15 protein-coding genes and 1 pseudogene are annotated in these 19,792 nt (G+C 71.7%); 8 read left to right on the top strand and 8 right to left on the bottom strand.

Annotated features, from left to right (window positions below; genetic code table 11):
• Positions 1-46: 46 nt before the first annotated feature.
• The 5 genes and pseudogenes from ACFYR3_RS23030 (at position 47) to ACFYR3_RS23010 (ending at position 6,772) form a co-directional block, all read left to right on the top strand.
• Entirely contained in the window at positions 47-922 is an 876-nt protein-coding gene (locus ACFYR3_RS23030) for a universal stress protein (RefSeq protein WP_389284611.1), read from the top strand.
• Positions 923-1,025: 103 nt separating this feature from the next.
• Positions 1,026-2,501: pseudogene (locus ACFYR3_RS23025) on the top strand (AAA family ATPase).
• A 517-nt stretch (positions 2,502-3,018) separates the two neighbouring features.
• Complete coding sequence (locus ACFYR3_RS23020; protein WP_389284609.1) at positions 3,019-4,410, top strand: serine/threonine-protein kinase; 1,392 nt, start codon at positions 3,019-3,021, stop codon at positions 4,408-4,410.
• Between the two features lie 142 nt (positions 4,411-4,552).
• Positions 4,553-5,305: a DUF4232 domain-containing protein gene (locus tag ACFYR3_RS23015; RefSeq protein WP_389284607.1), complete on the top strand. Its 753-nt coding sequence runs from the start codon at positions 4,553-4,555 to the stop codon at positions 5,303-5,305.
• Between the two features lie 219 nt (positions 5,306-5,524).
• Positions 5,525-6,772 (top strand): hypothetical protein, encoded by a 1,248-nt coding sequence (locus ACFYR3_RS23010; RefSeq protein ID WP_356786744.1) that lies wholly within the window; start codon positions 5,525-5,527, stop codon positions 6,770-6,772.
• A gap of 46 nt (positions 6,773-6,818) precedes the next feature.
• On the opposite strand, the gene ACFYR3_RS23005 is transcribed toward ACFYR3_RS23010, so the two are convergent.
• The 3 genes from ACFYR3_RS23005 to ACFYR3_RS22995 form a co-directional block, all read right to left on the bottom strand.
• Positions 6,819-8,879, bottom strand: coding sequence for a ricin-type beta-trefoil lectin domain protein (locus ACFYR3_RS23005; RefSeq protein WP_389284652.1), 2,061 nt, complete (start codon positions 8,877-8,879; stop codon positions 6,819-6,821).
• A gap of 824 nt (positions 8,880-9,703) precedes the next feature.
• Positions 9,704-10,672 (bottom strand): aldo/keto reductase, encoded by a 969-nt coding sequence (locus tag ACFYR3_RS23000; protein WP_389284605.1) that lies wholly within the window; start codon positions 10,670-10,672, stop codon positions 9,704-9,706.
• Between the two features lie 78 nt (positions 10,673-10,750).
• Entirely contained in the window at positions 10,751-11,524 is a 774-nt protein-coding gene (locus ACFYR3_RS22995; RefSeq protein ID WP_389284603.1) for a nuclear transport factor 2 family protein, read from the bottom strand.
• Between the two features lie 218 nt (positions 11,525-11,742).
• Between ACFYR3_RS22995 and ACFYR3_RS22990 the strand changes: the two genes are divergently transcribed.
• Together ACFYR3_RS22990 and ACFYR3_RS22985 are read left to right on the top strand one after the other, a co-directional pair.
• A complete protein-coding gene (locus tag ACFYR3_RS22990) occupies positions 11,743-12,243 on the top strand; it encodes a methylated-DNA--[protein]-cysteine S-methyltransferase (RefSeq protein WP_355847084.1) in 501 nt (166 codons plus the stop codon).
• 226 nt (positions 12,244-12,469) lie between these two features.
• Positions 12,470-13,138 (top strand): PH domain-containing protein, encoded by a 669-nt coding sequence (locus tag ACFYR3_RS22985; protein WP_389284601.1) that lies wholly within the window; start codon positions 12,470-12,472, stop codon positions 13,136-13,138.
• A 265-nt stretch (positions 13,139-13,403) separates the two neighbouring features.
• Here ACFYR3_RS22985 and ACFYR3_RS22980 read toward each other — a convergent pair whose 3' ends face one another.
• From ACFYR3_RS22980 to ACFYR3_RS22960, 5 genes are all read right to left on the bottom strand, one after another.
• Positions 13,404-14,354, bottom strand: a complete 951-nt coding sequence (locus ACFYR3_RS22980) for a lysophospholipid acyltransferase family protein (protein ID WP_389284599.1) — start codon at positions 14,352-14,354, stop codon at positions 13,404-13,406.
• Positions 14,354-15,124 (bottom strand): GNAT family N-acyltransferase, encoded by a 771-nt coding sequence (locus ACFYR3_RS22975; protein ID WP_355847078.1) that lies wholly within the window; start codon positions 15,122-15,124, stop codon positions 14,354-14,356. Before ACFYR3_RS22975 ends, ACFYR3_RS22980 begins: the two co-directional genes overlap by 1 nt.
• A gap of 265 nt (positions 15,125-15,389) precedes the next feature.
• A complete protein-coding gene (locus tag ACFYR3_RS22970) occupies positions 15,390-16,139 on the bottom strand; it encodes a succinate dehydrogenase/fumarate reductase iron-sulfur subunit (protein ID WP_355847075.1) in 750 nt (249 codons plus the stop codon).
• The gene (locus ACFYR3_RS22965) at positions 16,136-18,097 is read right to left on the bottom strand and encodes a fumarate reductase/succinate dehydrogenase flavoprotein subunit (RefSeq protein WP_356783642.1); all 1,962 of its coding nucleotides are present in this window, start codon (positions 18,095-18,097) and stop codon (positions 16,136-16,138) included. Before ACFYR3_RS22965 ends, ACFYR3_RS22970 begins: the two co-directional genes overlap by 4 nt.
• A 2-nt stretch (positions 18,098-18,099) precedes the next feature.
• Positions 18,100-18,771, bottom strand: a complete 672-nt coding sequence (locus ACFYR3_RS22960; protein WP_355847069.1) for a succinate dehydrogenase — start codon at positions 18,769-18,771, stop codon at positions 18,100-18,102.
• A 119-nt stretch (positions 18,772-18,890) separates the two neighbouring features.
• On the opposite strand from ACFYR3_RS22960, the gene ACFYR3_RS22955 reads away from it, so the two are divergent.
• Complete coding sequence (locus tag ACFYR3_RS22955) at positions 18,891-19,781, top strand: LysR substrate-binding domain-containing protein (protein WP_355847066.1); 891 nt, start codon at positions 18,891-18,893, stop codon at positions 19,779-19,781.
• Positions 19,782-19,792 lie beyond the last annotated feature (11 nt).

Here is a 19,792-nt window from a genome sequence, read left to right as displayed (position 1 = left end):
CGGGTTCATCGTCACTCAAGCTTCGTACGAGACGGAGGCAGCCGCCATGAAGTCAGCCATCACAGTGGGCCTCGACGGCTCACCCGGGAGTCTTGCCGCCGCCCACTGGGCCGCCGAAGAAGCCCAGCGGAGGAAGCTCACACTGCGTCTGCTGCACGCATGGCCCCTGTTGGTGCCCGAACCGGCGCCTCTTCCCGCAGAAGTGGATCAGAACTACTGGGCCAAGCGGATCGTCGACGACGCACTGTCGGAACTTCAGGCACGTCACCCGGGGCTCTCCGTCGTCGGCGAGCTGGTCGCGGACGACGCCCAGCAGGCCCTGCTGAAAGCTGCCGCGGAGTCCGAGATGGTCGTGCTCGGCTCGCGTGGGCTGGGATCCGTCGAGAGCTACTTCCTCGGCGACATCAGCATGCCCATCGCGGCACGGGCCGAGCACGCAGTGGTGCTGATCCGCCCGGAAACGGACGAGGCGAGCCCGCGGCCCACTCCCCGTACGGCAGACCCCGTGGTCGCGGCCGTGCAACTGCACGGCCCGTGCGAGGACGTGCTCTCCTTCGCGTTCGTCACCGCCGAGGCGTGGAACGCGCCCCTCCGGGTCGTCCACGGCCGGAGCCTGCCCCTGCACGCACACGTTCCCTGGGGCACTCACCACGGCGTGGCCGAGGAGATCGCCCAGGACGCACAGGAGCAGATGGACCAGGTACTCCACGGATGGCGCGAGAAGTTCCCCGGTGTAGCGGTGACCGATGTGGTGCGGCTCGAAAGCCCCGCCAAGGCCGTCCTGCGGGAGGCCGAGAGTGCCGGGCTGCTGGCGGTCGGCCGACGCCGGCACCATCCTCACCCGACAGGCCGGCTGGGGCCCGTGGCCCAGGCCGCCGTCCATCACGCCCGCTGCGCCGTCGCCGTCGTCCCCCATGACTGAGCCGGACCACGGCGGGGAACCGGTGGAGCCGGTGCATCGGACCGACGCGTCCCTGCTCCGTACCGGCACGGGCGTCGGCGTTCCGCCGCTCCCTCGCGCGGAGGTGCGCGAGACCCACTCCGCGATCGTGTTCTTCGTCGGCGACCGCGCCTACAAGGTCAAGAAGCCGCTCGATCTGGAGTTCCTCGACTACACGACCGTCACGGCTCGACGGACCGCGTGCGAGCGGGAGATCTCGCTCAACCGTCGCTTCGCTCCCGATGTCTACCTGGGCATGGGGGAAGTCCGCAGCCCGGACTCCGACGTGCCCGAACCCGTCGTCGTGATGCGACGCATGCCGGCGGAGCGCCGCCTCTCCCGGCTCGTACGAGAAGGGGCCGAGGTCGATGACGCGCTGCGCGCCGTCGCCAGGCAGCTCGCGGCCTGTCACGCCGATGCGCAACGTGCCCCTGCGGTGGACGAGCAGGGCACTCGCGACGCCCTGTCGGCACGCTGGGAAGCCGGATTCTCCCAGGTCCGCGCGTCGGCCGACGACGCTCCGGTGCCCGACGGCGTGGCGGAGGCCGAGCTGCGGGTGCGCCGCTATCTGGCCGGCCGCCGCGAGCTCTTCGAGACGCGCATCGCGCACGGGCGGGTCGTGGACGGTCACGGCGACCTGCTCACCGAGGACATCTTCTGCCTCGACGACGGTCCCCGCGTCCTGGACTGCCTGGAGTTCGACGACCATCTGCGCTACGTCGACGGCCTCGACGACGCCGCGTTCCTGGCCATGGACCTGGAACAGCTCGGCGCCCCGGACGCCGCGGCGTACTTCCTCGCCCAGTACACCGAGTACTCCGGTGACCCCGCGCCTCCTTCCCTGATGCACCACTACGTCGCCTACCGTGCCTTCGTCCGGGCCAAGGTCTCCCTGATCCAGGCTCGCCAAGGCGCACCGGGCGCGCAGGCGGCCGCGAGCCGGCTGGTGACGACGGCGCTGCGCCACCTGCGCACCTCCAGCATCGGCCTCACACTCGTCGGCGGGCTGCCCGGCAGCGGCAAGTCCACTGTCTCCGGCGCACTGGCCGATCGCCTGGGCGTCACGCTGCTCAGCAGCGACCGTCTCCGCAAGGAGCTGGCCGGCATCCCGGCGGAGAAGTCGGCGGCGGCCGGATACGGCGAAGGGCTGTACACCCCGGAGTGAACCGCCAAGACCTACGCGGCCCTCCTGGACCGCGCGTCCGCCCTGTTGTCCGCGGGCGAGTCCGTCGTCCTGGACGCCAGCTGGTCCGATGCCGGCCTGCGCGAGGCCGGCCGGCACGTGGCCGAGCGCACCAGCACCGACCTGGTGACCCTCCACTGCCAGGTGCCGAAGGACGTCACCGCGAGCCGCCTGAGCACCCGCGGTCCCGGGGCGTCCGACGCCGACCTCGGCGTGGCCGCCGCGATGGCAGCGGTTGAGCCGCCGTGGGACGACGCCGTCGCCATCGACACCGACGGCCCTCTGGAGGCCGCGGTCGCCCAGGCCCTCGCAGCCGTACGGCCGTACGGCACCCGCCAGGCACCGGTTTTCCGCCGCCCCTACATGGAGCCGGACTGAGAACCGGTCCGGCCGACAGGCCCACCGGACCGACGGCAAGGACTCACCACCGGCTCGACGGCCCCGGTCGCCCTCGGCTCCCGTAAAGCCGCCTGCGGGGAGCAGGTGGCCCCGGTGGCCGCCGGCCGGATCACGAGACCGAGGGAACCACCTTCAGGGCGAGCGGCGTGTTCGGTGACGAACGTGACCGGTACGCTTCAGTGGTCCGAGCGCCACCACGAGCAGCCGTCCGCACACGGACCGCAGCCACGGCCTGGCGCTCGTGGCATCCGCCCCGCCCTGGAGAGCACATGCCCGTCGGTGAACACAGGAGCCGTAAGCCTTCACGGACACGGCCAACAGGACCCGACCGCTGTGAACACCCCTCCCGGCATCGAGCGACCGAGAACACGTGCCGACGCGCGCCTCGGGGGTGTTCGTCCGGCGTCACCGGCAGCGCGCCGACGGAGAACCACCCCGGCCGTTGCCGATCCCACCGGTCGACGGGCCCTTCGGCAGGCCGTTCGACGGAGCGTCCGTGCTGAGGGATCCCCTTGAGCGGATCGGCCGCTACCGTCCGGAACGACGCCTGGGCGCCGGTGGTTTCGGCGTGGTCTGGCTCGCCCATGACGACGTCCTCGACGCGACGGTCGCGGTCAAGGTGCTCTCCGAGAACTGGATCGACCGCCTGGACATCCGGGAACGCTTCCTCTCCGAGGCCCGACTCCTGCGCAAGGCCGACTCGAACCGGGTCGTCCAGGTCTACGACATCGGTGAACTCCCCGACGGCAGGCCCTACTTCGTCATGGAGTACGCCGACGGGGGCACCCTCGCCGACCGGATCGAGGCCGGACCGCTGCCCGTCGCCGAGGCGCTGCGCCTGACGGCCCTGGCGGCCCGGGGCGCGGCAGCGCTGCACGAGGCCGGGATCGTGCACCGCGACATCAAGCCGTCCAACGTGCTGCTGCGCACCACGCCCGGTGGAGTCGACCGGGTGCTGCTGGCCGACCTCGGGCTGGCCAAGAGCCTGGCCCAGGCCTCGGGACTCACCATCGCGGCGGGTTCGGCCGGCTACACCCCGCCCGAGGCGGCCCGGCCCGGCTCCGGGATCGACGAGCGGGCCGACGTGTACAGCCTGGGCGCCCTCGGCCACCATCTCGTCACCGGTTCGGTTCCGGGCCCGCCCGGCGAGGTCGAACGCCCCGACCGGCTCCGTACGGACGTCGGCCCGGACGTCGGGCGGGCGCTGCTGCGCGCCATGGAACCCGACCGGGAGCGGCGCTGGCCGACCGCGGCCGCCTTCGCCGCGGAGCTCGACCGGCTGGCCGAGGAGGTCTCCGACGGGGGTGCCCCCGCGTCCCGGCGGCGTCGGCGCGGCGCGCTCCTGGCAGTGACCGCCGTCGTCGTGGCCTGCGCCGTCGGCGCCAGCGCCGTACTGCTGACCCGCGAACCCGCCGCGAAGACCCTCCAGGTCGCGGACAGCACGGGCAGGATCACGGTGGAGGTACCGGCCGGCTGGGGCGGGCAGTTGCGCGACTCCGGGTGGAATCCACGGACGCTGGGACTCCGGGACGGCACGGAACCGGGTCTCGTCGTCGCGGACGACCTGGCGCGCTGGCAGGACCTCGGCTCCGGCGTCGACGGAGCCTTCGTCGGACTCAGCGAACACGGCGACCTGACCGGCGAGATCCGCGCCGTCACGCACCCCGGGTGCCACTACGCCGGAAGCCGGTCCTACTCCGGCGCGCGTTGGCACGGACTGATACGGACCTGGGACGACTGTCCGGGCAAGGACGGGTCGCTCACCGAGGCGGCGCTCACCGCGGCGGGCGGCGCCGGGCAGCCCCAGGTGTACGTCCAGATCCGCCAGGAGAGCGGCGACGACGACACGGCCGACAGCGTCATCGGCTCCGTACGCCTCAAGGCCTGATCCCGGGCGGGCGATCCCGGCGGAATTCGTCGGCGGTCCCGCGAACTTTTCGGGCCCCGGGCGCATCCGAGAGTAGTGACGGGCACAACGTGCCCAGCGCACGGGCGATGAGCTCGTGCGGATACATCCAAGGAGTGGTGACATGTCGACCTTCCCGCGCACGGTGGCGAACCCGGACCGGTCCGGCTCGGTGTCCACGCACCACGCTTCACCCGCCGCCCGGCGGGCCGCGCTGCTCGCGGGTGTCGCACTGCTGAGCCTGCTCACCGCCTGCGGCAACGGCACCCCGAACAGCTCGCCGAAGACCCTTCCCGGGACAGCCGGACCGGCCTCCGGCGACACGAGCACGAAGGCGGGTTCCACCGGCCCGTCGAGCCCGGCCGCGAGCGCCCCCTCGAAGAAGAAAGGAACCGGGACGGGAACAGGGACCGGAACCGCCTCTGCCGCAGCCTCCTCGGGGAGCGCCGCCGCCGGCGGCGGCCGCTGCCACACCTCGGAACTGCGCGCCTCCGTCGGCAGAAACGACCCGGGAGCGGGGCAGGAGAACTTCCCCGTCGTGCTGACCAACAGCTCCGGGCGCACCTGCACCGTGCGCGGCTACCCCGGAGCGGCGTTCGTCGACGCGTCCGGCAAGCAGCTCGGCCCCGACCCGCTGCGGTCCTCCGGCACGCCGACGACGGTCGTGCTCGCGCCCGGCCACAGCGCGTGGTCGGGTCTGACCTTCTCCAACCCGGGGATCAGTGGAGCCCATACGGCGACACCCGCCTCGCTGATCGTCACACCGCCCGACGAGAAGGACTCCCTCACCGTGACGTGGTCGGGGGGCGCGGTGCCCGTGTCCGGCAACGCCTCGTCGGTCTCCCTGACGGTCGTCCGCCCCGGAAGCGGCGTCTGACCGTAGGCCCACGACTGCCGTCCCGCTCCCCCCGGCCCCGCCACCCGTCCCCCAGGTGGCGGGGTTTGTCACGGAACGGCTACACGTCCGGGTTCGCGCGACCCTTTCCGGAACTTCGCGCATCCCACCGTTTGACGCGCCCGGTGAACAGCGCGTCGCACGGACGAAGGCGCCGGCCGCACGACCCGGACCGGTACCAAGAACAACGGGGGATGAATCATGAGCGGTTTCTCACGCAGGCGGCTGCTGGCCGCGACGGCGTCGGCGGGCGCGCTGGGCGCACTGACCGCCTGCTCGGCCAACGACTGGTCCGTGGGAAGCGGCGGCGCCGGCTCGGCGCCGCCCCGGCCCGTCAGGAAGATAGGCGACGGCTCCACCGCGGACACCGGAGTCCAGCCGAGGCAGCCGAAGGCCGAGCGCCTCAAGCCCGGCGAACGCCCCCCGCAGTTCGTCGTGTTCTCCTGGGACGGCGCGGGCGAACTCAGCAACAAGCTGTTCTCCCGCTTCCGCAAGGTCGCCGCCGACCACGGGGCGTCGATGACGTTCTTCCTCAGTGGCATCTACGCCCTGCCCGAGTCGAAGAAGCACCTCTACCACCCGCCGCAGCACCCCGTCGGCGCCTCCGCGATCGGCTATCTCTCCGACCGGCACATCCACGCGACGCTCCAGCAGATACGCGCGGCCTGGCTGGAGGGCCACGAGATCGGCACCCACTTCAACGGTCACTTCTGCGGGCCGGACGGGGTCCGCCGCTGGTCGCCCGCCGAGTGGCGCAGCGAGATCGAGCAGGCGAAGAAGTTCGTCACCGAGTGGCGGACCAACACCGGCTTCACCGATCTTGAACCGCTGCCCTTCGACTACGAGAAGGAGCTGACCGGCGGCCGGACCCCCTGTCTGGAGGGCCAGTCGAATCTGCTGCCGACCGCCGCCGCTCTCGGCTGGAAGTACGACGCCAGCTCGCCCGGCGGACTCCAGATGTGGCCCGGGAAGGTACAGGGCGGCAGGATCTGGGACTTCCCGCTCCAGTCCATTCCCTTCCCCGGCCACTCCTTCCAGGTCCTGTCGATGGACTACAACCTGATGGCCAACCAGTCGAACGCCAACCCGCTCGGCGACCGCACCCGGTACGACGCCTGGCGCGCCCAGGCCCGCGACAGCTACCTCGCCGGCTTCCGGCGGGCCTACGAGAGCAACCGGGCCCCGCTCTTCATCGGGAACCATTTCGAGCGCTGGAACGGCGGCATCTACATGGACGCCGTCGAGGAGGCCATCTCCCGTATGGCGGCCCACGACGATGTCCGCATGGTCTCCTTCCGCCAGCTCGTGCGGTGGCTGGAGGCCCAGGATCCCGCGGTCCTGCGGAAGTTGCGCACGCTCAGCCCCGGGCAGTCGCCGCTCGGCGGCTGGGACGAGTTCCTGGGCACGGCCGGTTCGGCCGCCAAGTCCCCCGGCACCGCGGCGTCCTGACGGCCCGAAGGCCGGGGCCCGCCAGGGGCCCCTCGGAGCCGTCGCGTCACCGGCGGCCTCCCTGGCCTCCCGCGCCGGACGATCCGTAGCCGTCGGCACCGGAGCCCGTACCGTATCCGCCGTCCCGGACCGAGCCGTTGTGCCCGTCCCCCGGACAGTAGGCGGAGAGGGAGGAGCAGGAGCCGTCGGACGGAGCCGCGGTCGACGCGGTCCGACCCGCGGTCGACGGTGTCGCGGTGGGCGTCCGGGTGGCGCTGGGTGCCGGTGCCGTCGAGGGCGTGGGCTGCGCCCGGCTCGTGGAGCCCTTCGCGTCGCCGGTCGTGGAGTCCCAGTTGACGACTTCCAGTTGGAGCGAGGGCGACGAGGTGTCGAGCGTCCAGTGCTGGACGGGTTCGTCCGTACGGAGCTTGAGGACGAGCGCCGACTCCCCCTTGGCCGACGCGGGGGCGAGGGCCAGGTCCTGGTTCCAGCGCGGCACCAGCATGCCCTGGAGGGTGAAGTCGTAGCGGACGTTCTTGGCGGCGGGCTGCGACGGGCCAGTACAGGGGGCCAGTTGGACGGAGTAGCCGAGGTGCGAGTCGAGGCACAGGTCGGGGTGGGCCGCGTCGCGCAACAGCCCGTCCGCCGCGTACGACCATTCCGTCGCAGACTCCGACGAACAAGGGATGAGCCGGGTCTCCACACCGCTCGCGGGCGCGGTTCCGGCGATACCGACGCACAGCCCGGTCGCGGTGTTGCGCAGCCGGCCGCGCACGCTGCCGTCCTTCTGCTCGCCGGTCCCGACCCAGGACGGGTTGTCGCGCCGACTCGGTGCCGCGGAGGAGTGGCTGCCGTCGGCCGTACCGCTCTGGCCGCCGGGGTGCGCGTCGGATGTCCACAGGACCAGCGGGACCAGGACAAGGGCGCTGACGGTCAGCACGGCGAGGGCGACGCTTCGGCGTCCCGGAGCGCGCCGGGGGGCCTTGTGCCCTGTGGCTCCGCGGGAGGAGCGCCTGCCGACGCCGGAGAGCGGGGTGGTTCGGCGGCGGGAGGGGCGGGTGCCTCCGCCGGGTGCGGGCGCGCCCCGGTGGGAGGGGGCGGCAGGCTGCGGCGCGTCCGCCTGAGCGGTGGGCGGTGTGTCGGTGTGCGGCGGAGCGTTCGGCGGGGTGCGCGGGGGAAGGCCCGGCGGCCGTACGCCGTCGGCCTCGGGCTGGAACTCGACGATGCGGGCGGTCTCGGCGTTCGGCCAACTCCCGGCGGCCGTCGCTCCGTCGGCGAAACTCGTGTCCTGGTCCGTCCGGCCTGTCCCCGGCTCTGGGGCCGCCTCCGCGCCGGCCGCGGCCCGCGCCTGCCGGGAAGCCACGTAGTCGCGGGCACCCCAGCCGAGTACCGCCTCGGCGAGCGGGACGGCGAGATCGCCGTTGAACTGGCTCAACTGGTCGGCCGCGTACCGGCAGTGGCCGCATTCGTCCATGTGGCGCCGCAGGTCGGGGTCGAGGTGGGCGCCGCCGCGCCGGAAGGAGACGTCGAGCATGCGGTGGTAGCGGCGGCACTCGTCCCCGGGGGCCAGTTCGTGGTGGATCTCCAGGCAGCCCTGGCGCAGGCGTTCCCTGGCCCGCTCCAGTTCGGTGACCGCGTCCTCCGGGAAGATCCCCAACAGGGCGGCGGGCACGTCCAGTTGTTCGGCCTCCACCTCCCCGTGCCACAGCAGGCAGCGGGCCGGTTCGGGCAGCCGCTGGAACGCCCGGGAGATCAGGCGCCTGCCCTCCGGCGGAAGCAGTCGTGCCGTCGCCCGGTCCTCACGGTCCTCCCGGTCCGCTTCGGCGAGGAGTCCGGGATCGAGCAGTTCGCGCCGCGGGTCCATGAGCCACTCGGCCGCTATGCGGCGGACGGTGACGAGCAGTTGGGGCCGCCACGCCGCGCTCGGGCCGCCCTGGTGCAGAGAATCCCCGAACAGGCGCGTGAATGAGGCGGTGGTGAGCATTCCGGCGGGACGTACGCCGTCGGTACACAGCCGCGCGTAAGAGAACACCGCCTCCCAGTGGCGGTCCAGCAGTTCTCCGACGGGATAGTTCGCGGGCGTGCCTCCCTGGCTCTTCAGCTCGGCCGCGAGCCGCTCATCCGACACCTCGAACAAGCGGTCGGGGTCAGACGAATGAGACAGCGTTCCGTCATTCACGTCCGCTTTCCTCCCAAAGGTAGCGTGGCAAATAGTCCATACCAATGGGTATGTAGACCGCCCGACGGAGCCGGAGGGTCTACCCATGGGGGGTGACGCCGCGAACGACCACCTCTGACAGCCCTTTCGGGCGAGGGGGAACGGGCGCGCCGCACGCGCGCAGAACGAAGCGAATATTGTCTGCACGCCGACAACGCACACCTTTGCACAGGGCGGCGAGCGGGAACAAGCGATCCCTGGTTTTCCCTTAATGCGGCGCCGCCCCGAATATTGACCAAATGTCAGTCAAGCCCGCGCTAAAAGGAATTCGGAAACCCGAAGGATCCACCATCCGTCCGAAGTCTCCACAATGGGAGCGCTCTCATGCGCTCATCCGAGCGCCTTTCCGCACGGAATTCCTGTCGCTCGGGCGCCGATCTCCGGGGTTCCGACGGGACGGCGCGGCGCCTTCGCGGCACGCCGTCCATCGCGACCGTGCCACCCGTCCCGAAGACGCCCGCCTTCGTGGGCCGATGGGGTGACGGGCGCCATGACGGCGGGCGCGGTGACGGCCGGCCGCGGGCATGGAGGGCGCGGGCATGGCGAGCGCGGGCATGGCGAGCGCGGGCATGGCGAGCGCGGGCATGGCGAGCGCGGGCATGGCGAGCGCGGGCATGGCGAGCGCGGGCATGGCAGGTGCCGGGTGCGCGGGCGCCGCGTCGACCGAATCGGTGACGGCCGACCCGGTCGTGGCCGGGCTCGGGCGCGGTCGGCGCCGTGGCCGCTCCTGCTCGTCAGTGACCGCTGATCGCCCGGGGCGTGTACGGCTGTTCCATCTCCTCGATCTCCTTGTCCGAGAGCTCCACGTCGAGGGAGGCGACCGCGTCCTCGATGTGCAGCGGCTTGGTGGCGCCGACGATGGGCGCGGTCACCGTGCTGCGCCCCAGCAGCCAGGCAAGCGCGATCCTGGCGCACGGCACCTGCCGCTCTGCGGCGATGCGCGCGACCGCGTCGACGATCTCGCGGTCGCCGTCCTGGTACAGGTTCCGGCCGAACTCGTCGTTGCGGCTCCGTTCGGTGGCCGTGTCCCAGTCGCGCGTGAGCCGGCCGCGGGCGAGCGGGCTCCACGGCAGGACGCCGACACCCTGGTCGGCGCAGAGCGGCAGCATCTCGCGCTCCTCCTCGCGGTAGAGGAGGTTGTAGTGGTTCTGCATGGAGACGAACCGGGTCCAGCCGTGCAGCTCGGCCGTGTACTGGGCCTTGGAGAACTCCCACGCGTACATCGAACTCGCCCCGATGTAACGGGCCTTGCCCGCCTTCACCACATCGTGCAGGGCCTCCATCGTCTCCTCGACGGGGGTGCCGCGGTCAAAGCGGTGGATCTGGTAGAGGTCGACGTAGTCGGTGCCCAGGCGGCGCAGGCTGTTGTCGATCTCCGTCATGATCGCCTTGCGGGACAGACCACGGCCGTTGGGGCCCTCGTGCATCGCGCCGTTGACCTTGCTGGCGATGACGATCTCGTCGCGGCGCGCGTGCTCGGCGAGCACCCGGCCGACGATCTCCTCACTGGTGCCGTCCGAGTACACGTTCGCGGTGTCGAAGAAGGTGATCCCGGCCTCCAGGGCCTGGCGGATCAACGGGCGCGAGGCCTCCTCGTCGAGGGTCCATTCGTGGACACCTCGGTCGGGCAGGCCGAAACTCATGCAGCCCAGGCAGATCCGGGAGACGTCCAGACCCGTCGAACCGAGCTTCACGTACTGCATGCTCACTCCTGGATTCGTGCCAGTGGGGGTGGGGAGATCCGAGGACAGATCCCTGCCCGCCACCAGCGCCTCGCAGCCCTACTCCACGGGGGCTTCCACGTCGTCGTACACCCGCGCCGACACGATCAGGCCATCGCCGCCCCGGGCGCACACCGCGAGGCCCGGCTGGGGCGGCAGATCGGCGTCGCCCCAGCGGTCGCAGATGTACTCGAACGCGCTGCGGGTGCCGTCCTCGGTCACGGTGCACAGCTTGAGCGGGATGCCGCCGCCCGCGGAGAAGAAGGCGTCGTAGAGCTCGGTCAGCTCCTTGGTCCCGGCGTGCCGGTGCGCGTCACCGGTGGGCCCGCGGAAGGAGCCGTCCGGCGCGAACGCGGCGACGACGGCCGCCGTGTCCCCCGCGTCGAGCGCGGCCTTGTAGGCGCCCACCGCGCCGGAGGCGTGTGCCTGCGGGTCCGGCGGCACCATCGGGCGGCGCACGACATGCCGGCCGAGCAGCGGCAGGCGGGAGTGGTGGATCCGCACCGGCAGCGTGGAGGCGGGATCCACGGCGGCGGCCACGGGCAGCCCGATGCGCTCGCCCTCCGGGCCCTCCAGGTGCACGATCCATTCACCCACGGCCCGCCGCTCACCGAGCGTGGTGGCGACCTCCTCGATCTCCACCTTCCGCTCCGCCCGCCAGGTGTCCTGCACGGCCAGCCAGGCGGCCAGGACACCGACACCGCTGATCCGGCCCGCCTCCGGGTCGTCGAGGGCGACGGGCACGTCGGCCGACGCCGGGTCGCGCAGCGCGTCGGCGAGCTCGGCGGCGCCGAGCCGGTCGACGAGGTCGGGGATCTGCGGGATCCAGACCATGTGAACTCCTGGGCCGTGCGGAGTGGTCGACTTCGATCGTGTGCCCGTACCGTCCGCGGCGCGACCTCAACAGGTGGGGACCGTGTCCCGTACGACGCCCCCGCAGCGCCCGCTCAGCGCTCTGTCCGAATCCCGCCGGACGGAATGCCGCGCGGGGCGCACTGTTGACGGTGAACACGCTGTGAGAGTGCTGAGAGACCTCGGAAAGGACCGGACCGATGACGGTCTACACGACCATGGACAGCCCGCTCGGCCGACTGCTGCTGGTGGGTGAGGAGTCGGTCACCGCGAAGGGCGGCACCGCGCTCGCCGCGCTGTCCGTGCCGGACCAGAAGTACGGCGCGGTCGTCCAGGACGGCTGGCGCGAGGACGCGGACGCCTTCCGGGAGATCGTCTCCCAGCTGCGCTCGTACTTCGACGGCCGGCTGACCGCCTTCGACATCGAGTACGTGACGAGCGGCAGCGACTTCCAGCGGCGCGTCTGGCAGGCCCTGGAGACCATCCCTTACGGCACCACGCTCAGCTACGGAGAGATCGCCGCGCTGATCGGCGCGTCCAGGGCCGCGGTCCGTGCCGTCGGTACGGCGATCGGGGCGAACCCGCTGCTGATCGTCCGCCCCTGCCACCGCGTGATCGGCGCGAGCGGCGCGCTCACCGGCTATGCCGGGGGCCTGGAGCGCAAGCGACAGCTCCTGGACCTGGAGAACGTGCCGTCCTGAAGGAGAACGCGGGGGGGCAAGCATTGTCGGAGCACTCAAGTGTGTCGGCGGTGACCATGGTGCTCAGCGGCCGTCGCGGCGCGGCCGCCGAGCGTCAAATAGCGCTCGACACACCGGAGTCGGGACAACACCATGGTGCGTCGACGAGGGCCGGACAGTGGGGAGCGGGTCGGTGGGCATGGGGTACGAGGGGCTGCCACGCGAGTACCGGTTGAGCCGGTCCAGAATGCGAGCGTCCCTCGGGGTGATCGCGACGGCCACAGTGAGCCTGGCCGGAGGCCTGCTGACCACGGACGGCGTGCCCCTCTCGTTCACGTACCCCTTCCTCGTCGCGTGGGCGGCGCTGATGGGCTGGATCTTCTACACCATCCTGCACTGCTCCACCACGGCGGACCTCAAGGCGATCCACGTACGTGGCGTATTCAAGAAGCGCCGACTGGCCTGGGAAGACATCCAGGACATCAGGGCCGAGGCGAATCCGGCCGCGGCGCGGAAGGACACCGCGCCCGACGTGCTGGTGTACGCCTACAGCCTGGACAGCCGCAAGATGCTGCTGCCCTTCCTCGACAACCTGAACGTGAACGTCGAGCGCGAAGTCGGGGCACTGGTGGAGGCGTGGGAGGAACTCCGCGGCGCGGACTGGGCACCGAACCCCGAGGCCGCAGTCCGCATCGACCGGCGCAAACTCCGCCGGGACGCGATCACGGCCGGTTTCGCCAACGCGATGCTGGCATTCGTCCCGCTGACGGTGCTGATGCTGCTGCCGGCCTTCGTGGACATGCCCGGATGGCTGGAGTCGATGCTGCAGCCGTTCGCGGTGATGGGGGCGGGCCTGCCGCTGGTCTTCGCGCTGACCGTGATCGCCTCGTACCGCAGGCGGATACGCACCGGCTGAAGGACGCCGAAGCACCGACGTACTCCGGCTTCAGGCCTCCATGGCGGAAAGCGGGCAAGGAGATCGTCTCCGTGCCCGGGCGGTCCCGTTCCACCCCGCCCGCGCGCTCGGACGGCCCTGGTGGCGGGACCCCTGGTTCTCAGGGGTCCCGCCACCGGAACAGGAGCCGGCGCGCACGTCCGGGACCCCGGACCCGCTCCCGGGCGGTGAACCGGTTCTTGGCCCGAGGTCCCTCGCGACACGGACCGGAGGGTGCCCCCGGATCTCAGAGGTGCGCCCCGGATCGTGAGCCGGGGCCGTGTGCGCACCCCTGTACCGCCTCGGCCAGGGACCGGCGGTCGGGATGGCTGCCCGCCGGGATCGGGGGCCGCAGACTCACCTCGGCCACCAGGCCGCGCGCCGACACCACCCGCCACAGCGAGGCGAGCAGCGAGTCCTCGCCGACGAAGGCGGGCGCGGTGCTCGCCGGTCCGTACGCGAACCGGTACTGGATACGCACCGGCTGGACCGGCACACCGGCATCCAGCGCGGCCTGGAAGAGGGCCCGGCGGTAGCGCCCCTGGGCCCGGCCGCACCAGGTGCTGCCCTCGGGGAAGGCGGCGACGGCCGACCCGCCGCGCAGGGTCCCGGCGATCCGCTCCACCGTGCCGGGCAGGGTACGAAGCCGGTCGCGGTCGATGAAGAGGGTGCCGCCGCGGGCCGCCAGCACGCCGACCACGGGCCAGCCGCGCACCTCCGTCTTGGCGACCATCCGCGCCGGGCGGACGGCGGCGAGCAGCGGGATGTCCAGCCACGAGATGTGGTTGGCCACGATCAGCACTCCGCCGGTGGGCCGGGCGGCCCCCGTGATCCGCGTACGGACTCCGGCCGTGTGCACCACGGCGAGGCACCAGCGGCGGATCCACCGGTCCCGCCGCCCAGCCCGCAGCCGTCCGGCCAGCGGGATCAGGGCGACCCCGAGGACGACCACGACCAGGAGCGCCGTCAGCCGCAGGACAGCACGCGGCACGCCCGTCCAGGGCCGTACGGACTCCACGCAGCCGCGCGGCGAGCAGGGCGCGGTGGGCAGCCATGCGCTGGTCCCCCGGACGGGGCCGGCGGAGGGCCGCCGTGGCGCGGGGACGGCTCCGGGGAGCACCGCCGCGCCCGGCCCCCCGCCCAACCGGGGACGGCGGACGACGGTGAGACGCGGCGCTCCGGTGCGGGGCGTGCTCATCAGGCGGGGACGAGCGAGAGGAAGTGGCGGAGGTAGCGCGGGTTGACCCGGCTCATCGACAGCAGCACGTACATGTCGGCGACGCCGAAGTCCGCGTCGAGCGCGGGCTCGCCGCACACCCAGGCGCCGAGGCGCAGATATCCGCGCAGCAGCGGGGGCAGTTCGGTGCGGGCGGGGCGGGCGACGCCCTCCGCGCTCCAGGGCAGCAGCGGGCGGACCCGGAACTCCTCCGGGGCCAGGTGCTTGGCCTGGACCCGGTCCCAGGTGCCGGCGGCGAGCGTGCCGCCGTCGGTGAGCGGTATGGAGCAGCAGCCGGCGAGCCATTCGTGACCGCCGTCGATCATGTAGCGGGCTATCCCGGCCCAGATCAGGCCGATGACCGCGCCGTCGCGGTGGTCGGGGTGGACGCAGGAGCGGCCGACCTCGACCAGCCCGGAGCGGATTCCGGCCAGCGGCCCGAGGTCGAACTCGCTCTCCGAGTAGAGCCGTCCGGCGATCGCGGCACGCTCGGGCGGCAGCAGCCGGTAGGTGCCGACGACCTGGCCGGTCTCCGTGTCGCGGACCAGCAGGTGGTCGCAGTACGCGTCGAAGGCGTCGATGTCGAGACCGGGCTGCGGGGTGTTCAGGAGGGCGCCCATCTCCCCGGCGAAGACGTCGTGGCGGAGGCGCTGTGCGGCCCGGACATCGGCCTCGTCGCGGGCCAGGGTGACGGTGTAGCGGGTGGGGGCGACGGGCTGGGTCGGGCTGTCGAGGGTGGAAACGCCGGTCATGGCACTCTCCTGGTCACGGGCCGGTTCGGCGGAGGGGGTACCCCCTGCTCGAACGGAATCGGTAGCTCGGGGGAGGCAGGCCGGATCCGAACGGTCTGCGCGCTCCTGTTCTTCCGACGCCGGTTGGCGTGCGCGTGACCAGTGCCAGGAGGGCGGATGTGAGGTTGTTGAATGACAGGGGTGACCCGAAAAGCGAGACGGGACCGGGGGTTGAGCACCACACCCGGTCCCGCCCGTCCGCACCGTACGGCGAACGACTTCGTGCCTAACGCTTGCCCGCCTTGCGGGTCGCGCGCAGCCACTCCTTGTTCATGCTGGTGATGGAAAAGAGGGGGATGCCCTTCGGGCAGGCGGTCGCGCACTCGCCGGTGAGGGTGCAGCCGCCGAAGCCCTCGTCGTCCATCCGCGCCACCATGTCGAGCACCCGGGTCTCCCGCTCGGGGGCGCCCTGCGGCAGCACGTTCAGGTGGTTGATCTTGGCCGAGGTGAACAGCATCGCGGCGCCGTTCGGGCAGGCCGCCACGCAGGCGCCGCAGCCGATGCACTCGGCGTGCTCGAAGGCGAAGTCGGCGTCGGGCTTGGGGACCGGGGTGGCGTGGGCCTCGGGCGCGGCGCCGGTCGGGGCCGTGATGTAGCCGCCGGCCTGGATGATCCGGTCGAAGGCGGAGCGGTCGACCACGAGGTCCTTCACGACCGGGAAGGCGGCGGCCCGCCACGGCTCGATGTCGATCGTGTCGCCGTCGCGGAAGGAGCGCATGTGCAGCTGGCAGGTGGTGGTGCGCTCGGGTCCGTGCGCGTCTCCGTTGATGACCAGGCTGCACGCGCCGCAGATGCCCTCGCGGCAGTCGTGGTCGAAGGCGACGGGGTCGTCGCCGCTCAGGATGAGTTCCTCGTTGAGGGTGTCGAGCATCTCCAGGAAGGACATGTCGGCCGAGATGCCGTCCACCTCGTACGTGGACATCGCTCCGTCGGCGTCGGCGTTCTTCTGCCGCCAGACGCGCAGGGTGAGCTTCATGCGTAGCTCCGCTGGGTGGGGTGGACGTACTCGAAGACCAGGTCTTCCTTGTGCAGGACGGGCGCGGCGCCGGTGTCGGTGAACTCCCAGGCGGCCGCGTACGAGAACTCCTCGTCCCGGCGGGCCGCTTCGCCGTCCGGGGTCTGGGACTCCTCGCGGAAGTGGCCGCCGCAGGACTCGGCCCGGTTCAGCGCGTCGAGGCACATCAGCTCGGCGAGTTCCAGGTAGTCGACGATCCGGTTGGCCTTCTCCAGCGACTGGTTGAACTCCTCTCCGCTGCCGGGCACCTTGATGCGCCGCCAGAACTCCTCGCGGATCTGCGGGATGCGTTCCAGTGCCTTGCGCAGCCCGCTCTCCGTGCGGGCCATGCCGCAGAACTCCCACATGAGCTCGCCGAGTTCGCGGTGGAAGGAGTCGGGGGTGCGGTCGCCGTCGACGGCGAGGAGGAGTCGCAGCCGGTCCTCGGTCTCCGCCAACACCTCTTGTACGGCGGGGTGTTCGTCGCCGAGGTCGTCGTCGCTGGAGCGGTGCGGGTTGCGGGCGAGGTAGTCGTTGATCGTCGACGGCAGGACGAAGTACCCGTCGGCGAGCCCCTGCATGAGGGCGGAGGCGCCGAGCCGGTTCGCGCCGTGGTCGGAGAAGTTGGCCTCGCCGACGGCGAACAGGCCGGGGACGGTGGTCTGGAGGTCGTAGTCGACCCACAGTCCGCCCATCGTGTAGTGCACGGCGGGGTAGATCCGCATGGGCACGGTGTACGGGTCCTCGGCGGTGATCCGGGCGTACATGTCGAAGAGGTTGCCGTACTTCTCCTCGACCGCCTCGCGGCCCATGCGCCGGACGGCGTCCGCGAAGTCGAGGTAGACGCCCTGGCCGCCGGGACCCACGCCCCTGCCCTCGTCGCAGACGTTCTTGGCGGCGCGGGAGGCGATGTCGCGGGGCACGAGGTTGCCGAAGGACGGGTAGATGCGCTCCAGGTAGTAGTCGCGCTCGTCCTCGGGGATCTCGTTCGGCGGGCGGGTGTCGCCGTGCGCCTTGGGCACCCAGATCCGGCCGTCGTTGCGCAGCGACTCGCTCATCAGCGTCAGTTTCGACTGGTGGTCGCCGGTGCGCGGGATGCAGGTGGGGTGGATCTGGGTGAAGCAGGGGTTGGCGAAGTACGCGCCGCGCCGGTGGGCCCGCCAGACGGCGGTGGCGTTGGAGTTCATGGCATTCGTCGAGAGATAGAAGACGTTGCCGTAGCCACCGCTCGCCAGGACAACGGCGTCCGCGTAGTACGTGTCGATCCTGCCGGTGATCAGGTCGCGGGCCACGATGCCGCGCGCCCGTCCGTCGACCACGATCAGGTCCAGCATCTCGGTGCGCGGGTGCATCTCGATGTTGCCGGCGGCGATCTGCCGGGACAGCGCCTGGTAGGCGCCGAGGAGGAGTTGCTGACCGGTCTGGCCGCGGGCGTAGAAGGTGCGGGACACCTGGACACCGCCGAAGGAACGGGTGTCGAGCAGGCCGCCGTACTCGCGGGCGAAGGGCACGCCCTGGGCGACGCACTGGTCGATGATCTCGACCGAGATCTGCGCCAAGCGGTGGACGTTGGACTCGCGGGCCCTGAAGTCGCCGCCCTTGACGGTGTCGTAGAAGAGCCGGTGGACGGAGTCGCCGTCGTTGCGGTAGTTCTTCGCGGCGTTGATGCCGCCCTGCGCGGCGATCGAGTGGGCGCGGCGCGGGGAGTCCTGGTAGCAGAACTGGACGACGTGGTAACCCTGTTCGGCGAGCGTTGCGCCCGCGGAGCCGCCCGCGAGCCCGGTGCCGACGACGATCACGGTGTGCTTGCGTCGGTTGGCCGGGTTGACCAGCTTGGCCTCGAAACGGCGCGTGTCCCAGCGTTCGTTGACCGGGCCTGCGGGCGCCTTGGTGTCGGCGACCGGCTCTCCGGTCGTGAAGTGGGCGTATTCAGCGGTCATGTTCAGCTCACCACTCCGGTCATGACGCCCACGGGTACGGCGACGAAGCCCGCCGTGAGCAGCAGCGCGAGGACGTTCGCAACGGTCTTCAGGGCGCGGTCGCGGGTGCGGCTGCCGGCCCCGAGGGTCTGGGCGGCGCTCCAGAAGCCGTGCCGGATGTGCAGGCCGAGCGCGAGCATCGCGACGATGTAGACGACGTTGCCGTACCAGGTGGAGAAGGTGTCCACGACGTTCTGGTACGGGTGGCCCTCCTGGAAGCCGCCCGGGTGCACCGTGCCGGTGGTCAGGTCGAGGAGGTGCCAGACGATGAACAGGCCGAGGATGATCCCGCCCCAGCGCATCGTGCGGGTGGCGTAGCTCGCGCCCCGCTTCTTGTGCGCGTACTTGCTGGGGCGCGCCTTGATGTCACGGCGGCTGAGCTGGTACGCGGACGTGGCGTGCGCGACCACGGCGAGGACCAGCACCACGCGGACGATCCACAGCGTCCACTCGTAGTGCATGAAGGGTTCGCCGACGGTGCGCAGCCAGTGGGCGTAGTGGTTGAACTCGCCCGCGCCGAAGTAGATCTTCAGATTCCCGATCATGTGGGCGACCAGGTAGAGCAGCATGATCAGGCCGCTGACGGCCATCACGGTCTTCTTGCCGACGGAGCTGTCCCACACCGTGCGTGCCATGGACGGCCGTCGGTCCGTCCGCGTTGCCAAAGCCATGGGACAGAACGCTAGGACGCGGGAACCGATCGGTCCAAGACATGGTCCGGCTCGTTTCCATAGGCATGAGCTATCGTCGAGGGGTGCAGTTCCAGCAGCTCCAGTATTTCGTGGCCGTCGCGGAGACCCGGCATTTCACCCGGGCCGCCGACCTGGTGCATGTCGCGCAGCCCTCGCTGTCCCAGCAGATCAAGGCGCTGGAGCGGGAGTTGGGGGCGGATCTGTTCCTGCGGGCGCGCGGGAACATCACGCTCACCGACGCGGGCGAGGCGCTGCTGCCACTGGCCCGGCGCATCCTCGCCGACGCGGACACGGCCCGGCACGAGGTGCAGGAGCTGGCCCAGCTGCGCAGCGGCCGGGTGCGGCTCGGCGCGACCCCCAGCCTGTGCACGGGCCTGCTGCCGGACGTGCTGCGCGCCTTCCACGACCGCTATCCGGGCATCCGTCTGCTGATCGAGGAGGGCGGCTCGCACGATCTCGTACGGGAACTCGCGCGCGGCGCCCTCGACCTCGCCCTGGTCGTCCTGCCCCTGCCCACCCCGTCCCCCGCGCTGACCACGGTGGAGTTGCTGCGCGAGGACCTCGTCGTGGTGTCGTCGCCGGAGGCCCCCGCGCCCGGTGGTGGCGGCAGCCGCCGCACGGTGCGCGTCGCCGATCTGGAGGGCGAGCGTCTGGTGATGTTCCGGCACGGCTACGACCTGCGTGAACTGACCGTCGCGGCCTGTCGCGCCGAGGGCTTCGAACCCGACTTCGCGGTCGAGGGCGGCGAGATGGACGCGGTCCTGGGCTTCGTCCGGGCGGGCCTCGGCGTGGCCGTCGTACCGCGGATGGTGGCCGCCCGGTCCGGGCCGGGCCTGCGGGTGACCCCGTTGGCCCGGCCCGGTCTGGAGCGGACGATCGCGCTGGCGCACCGCAGCGACGTGGCGCCGCCCCGGGCGGCCCGGGAGCTTCAGCGGATGCTGCTGGAACGCTGACGGCGGGCGGA

Origin of the sequence: Streptomyces sp. NPDC005784, from assembly GCF_042871525.1 — a bacterium.
Classification (GTDB): Bacteria; Actinomycetota; Actinomycetes; order Streptomycetales; family Streptomycetaceae; genus Streptomyces.
This window is presented reverse-complemented; position numbering and strand designations above follow the sequence as displayed.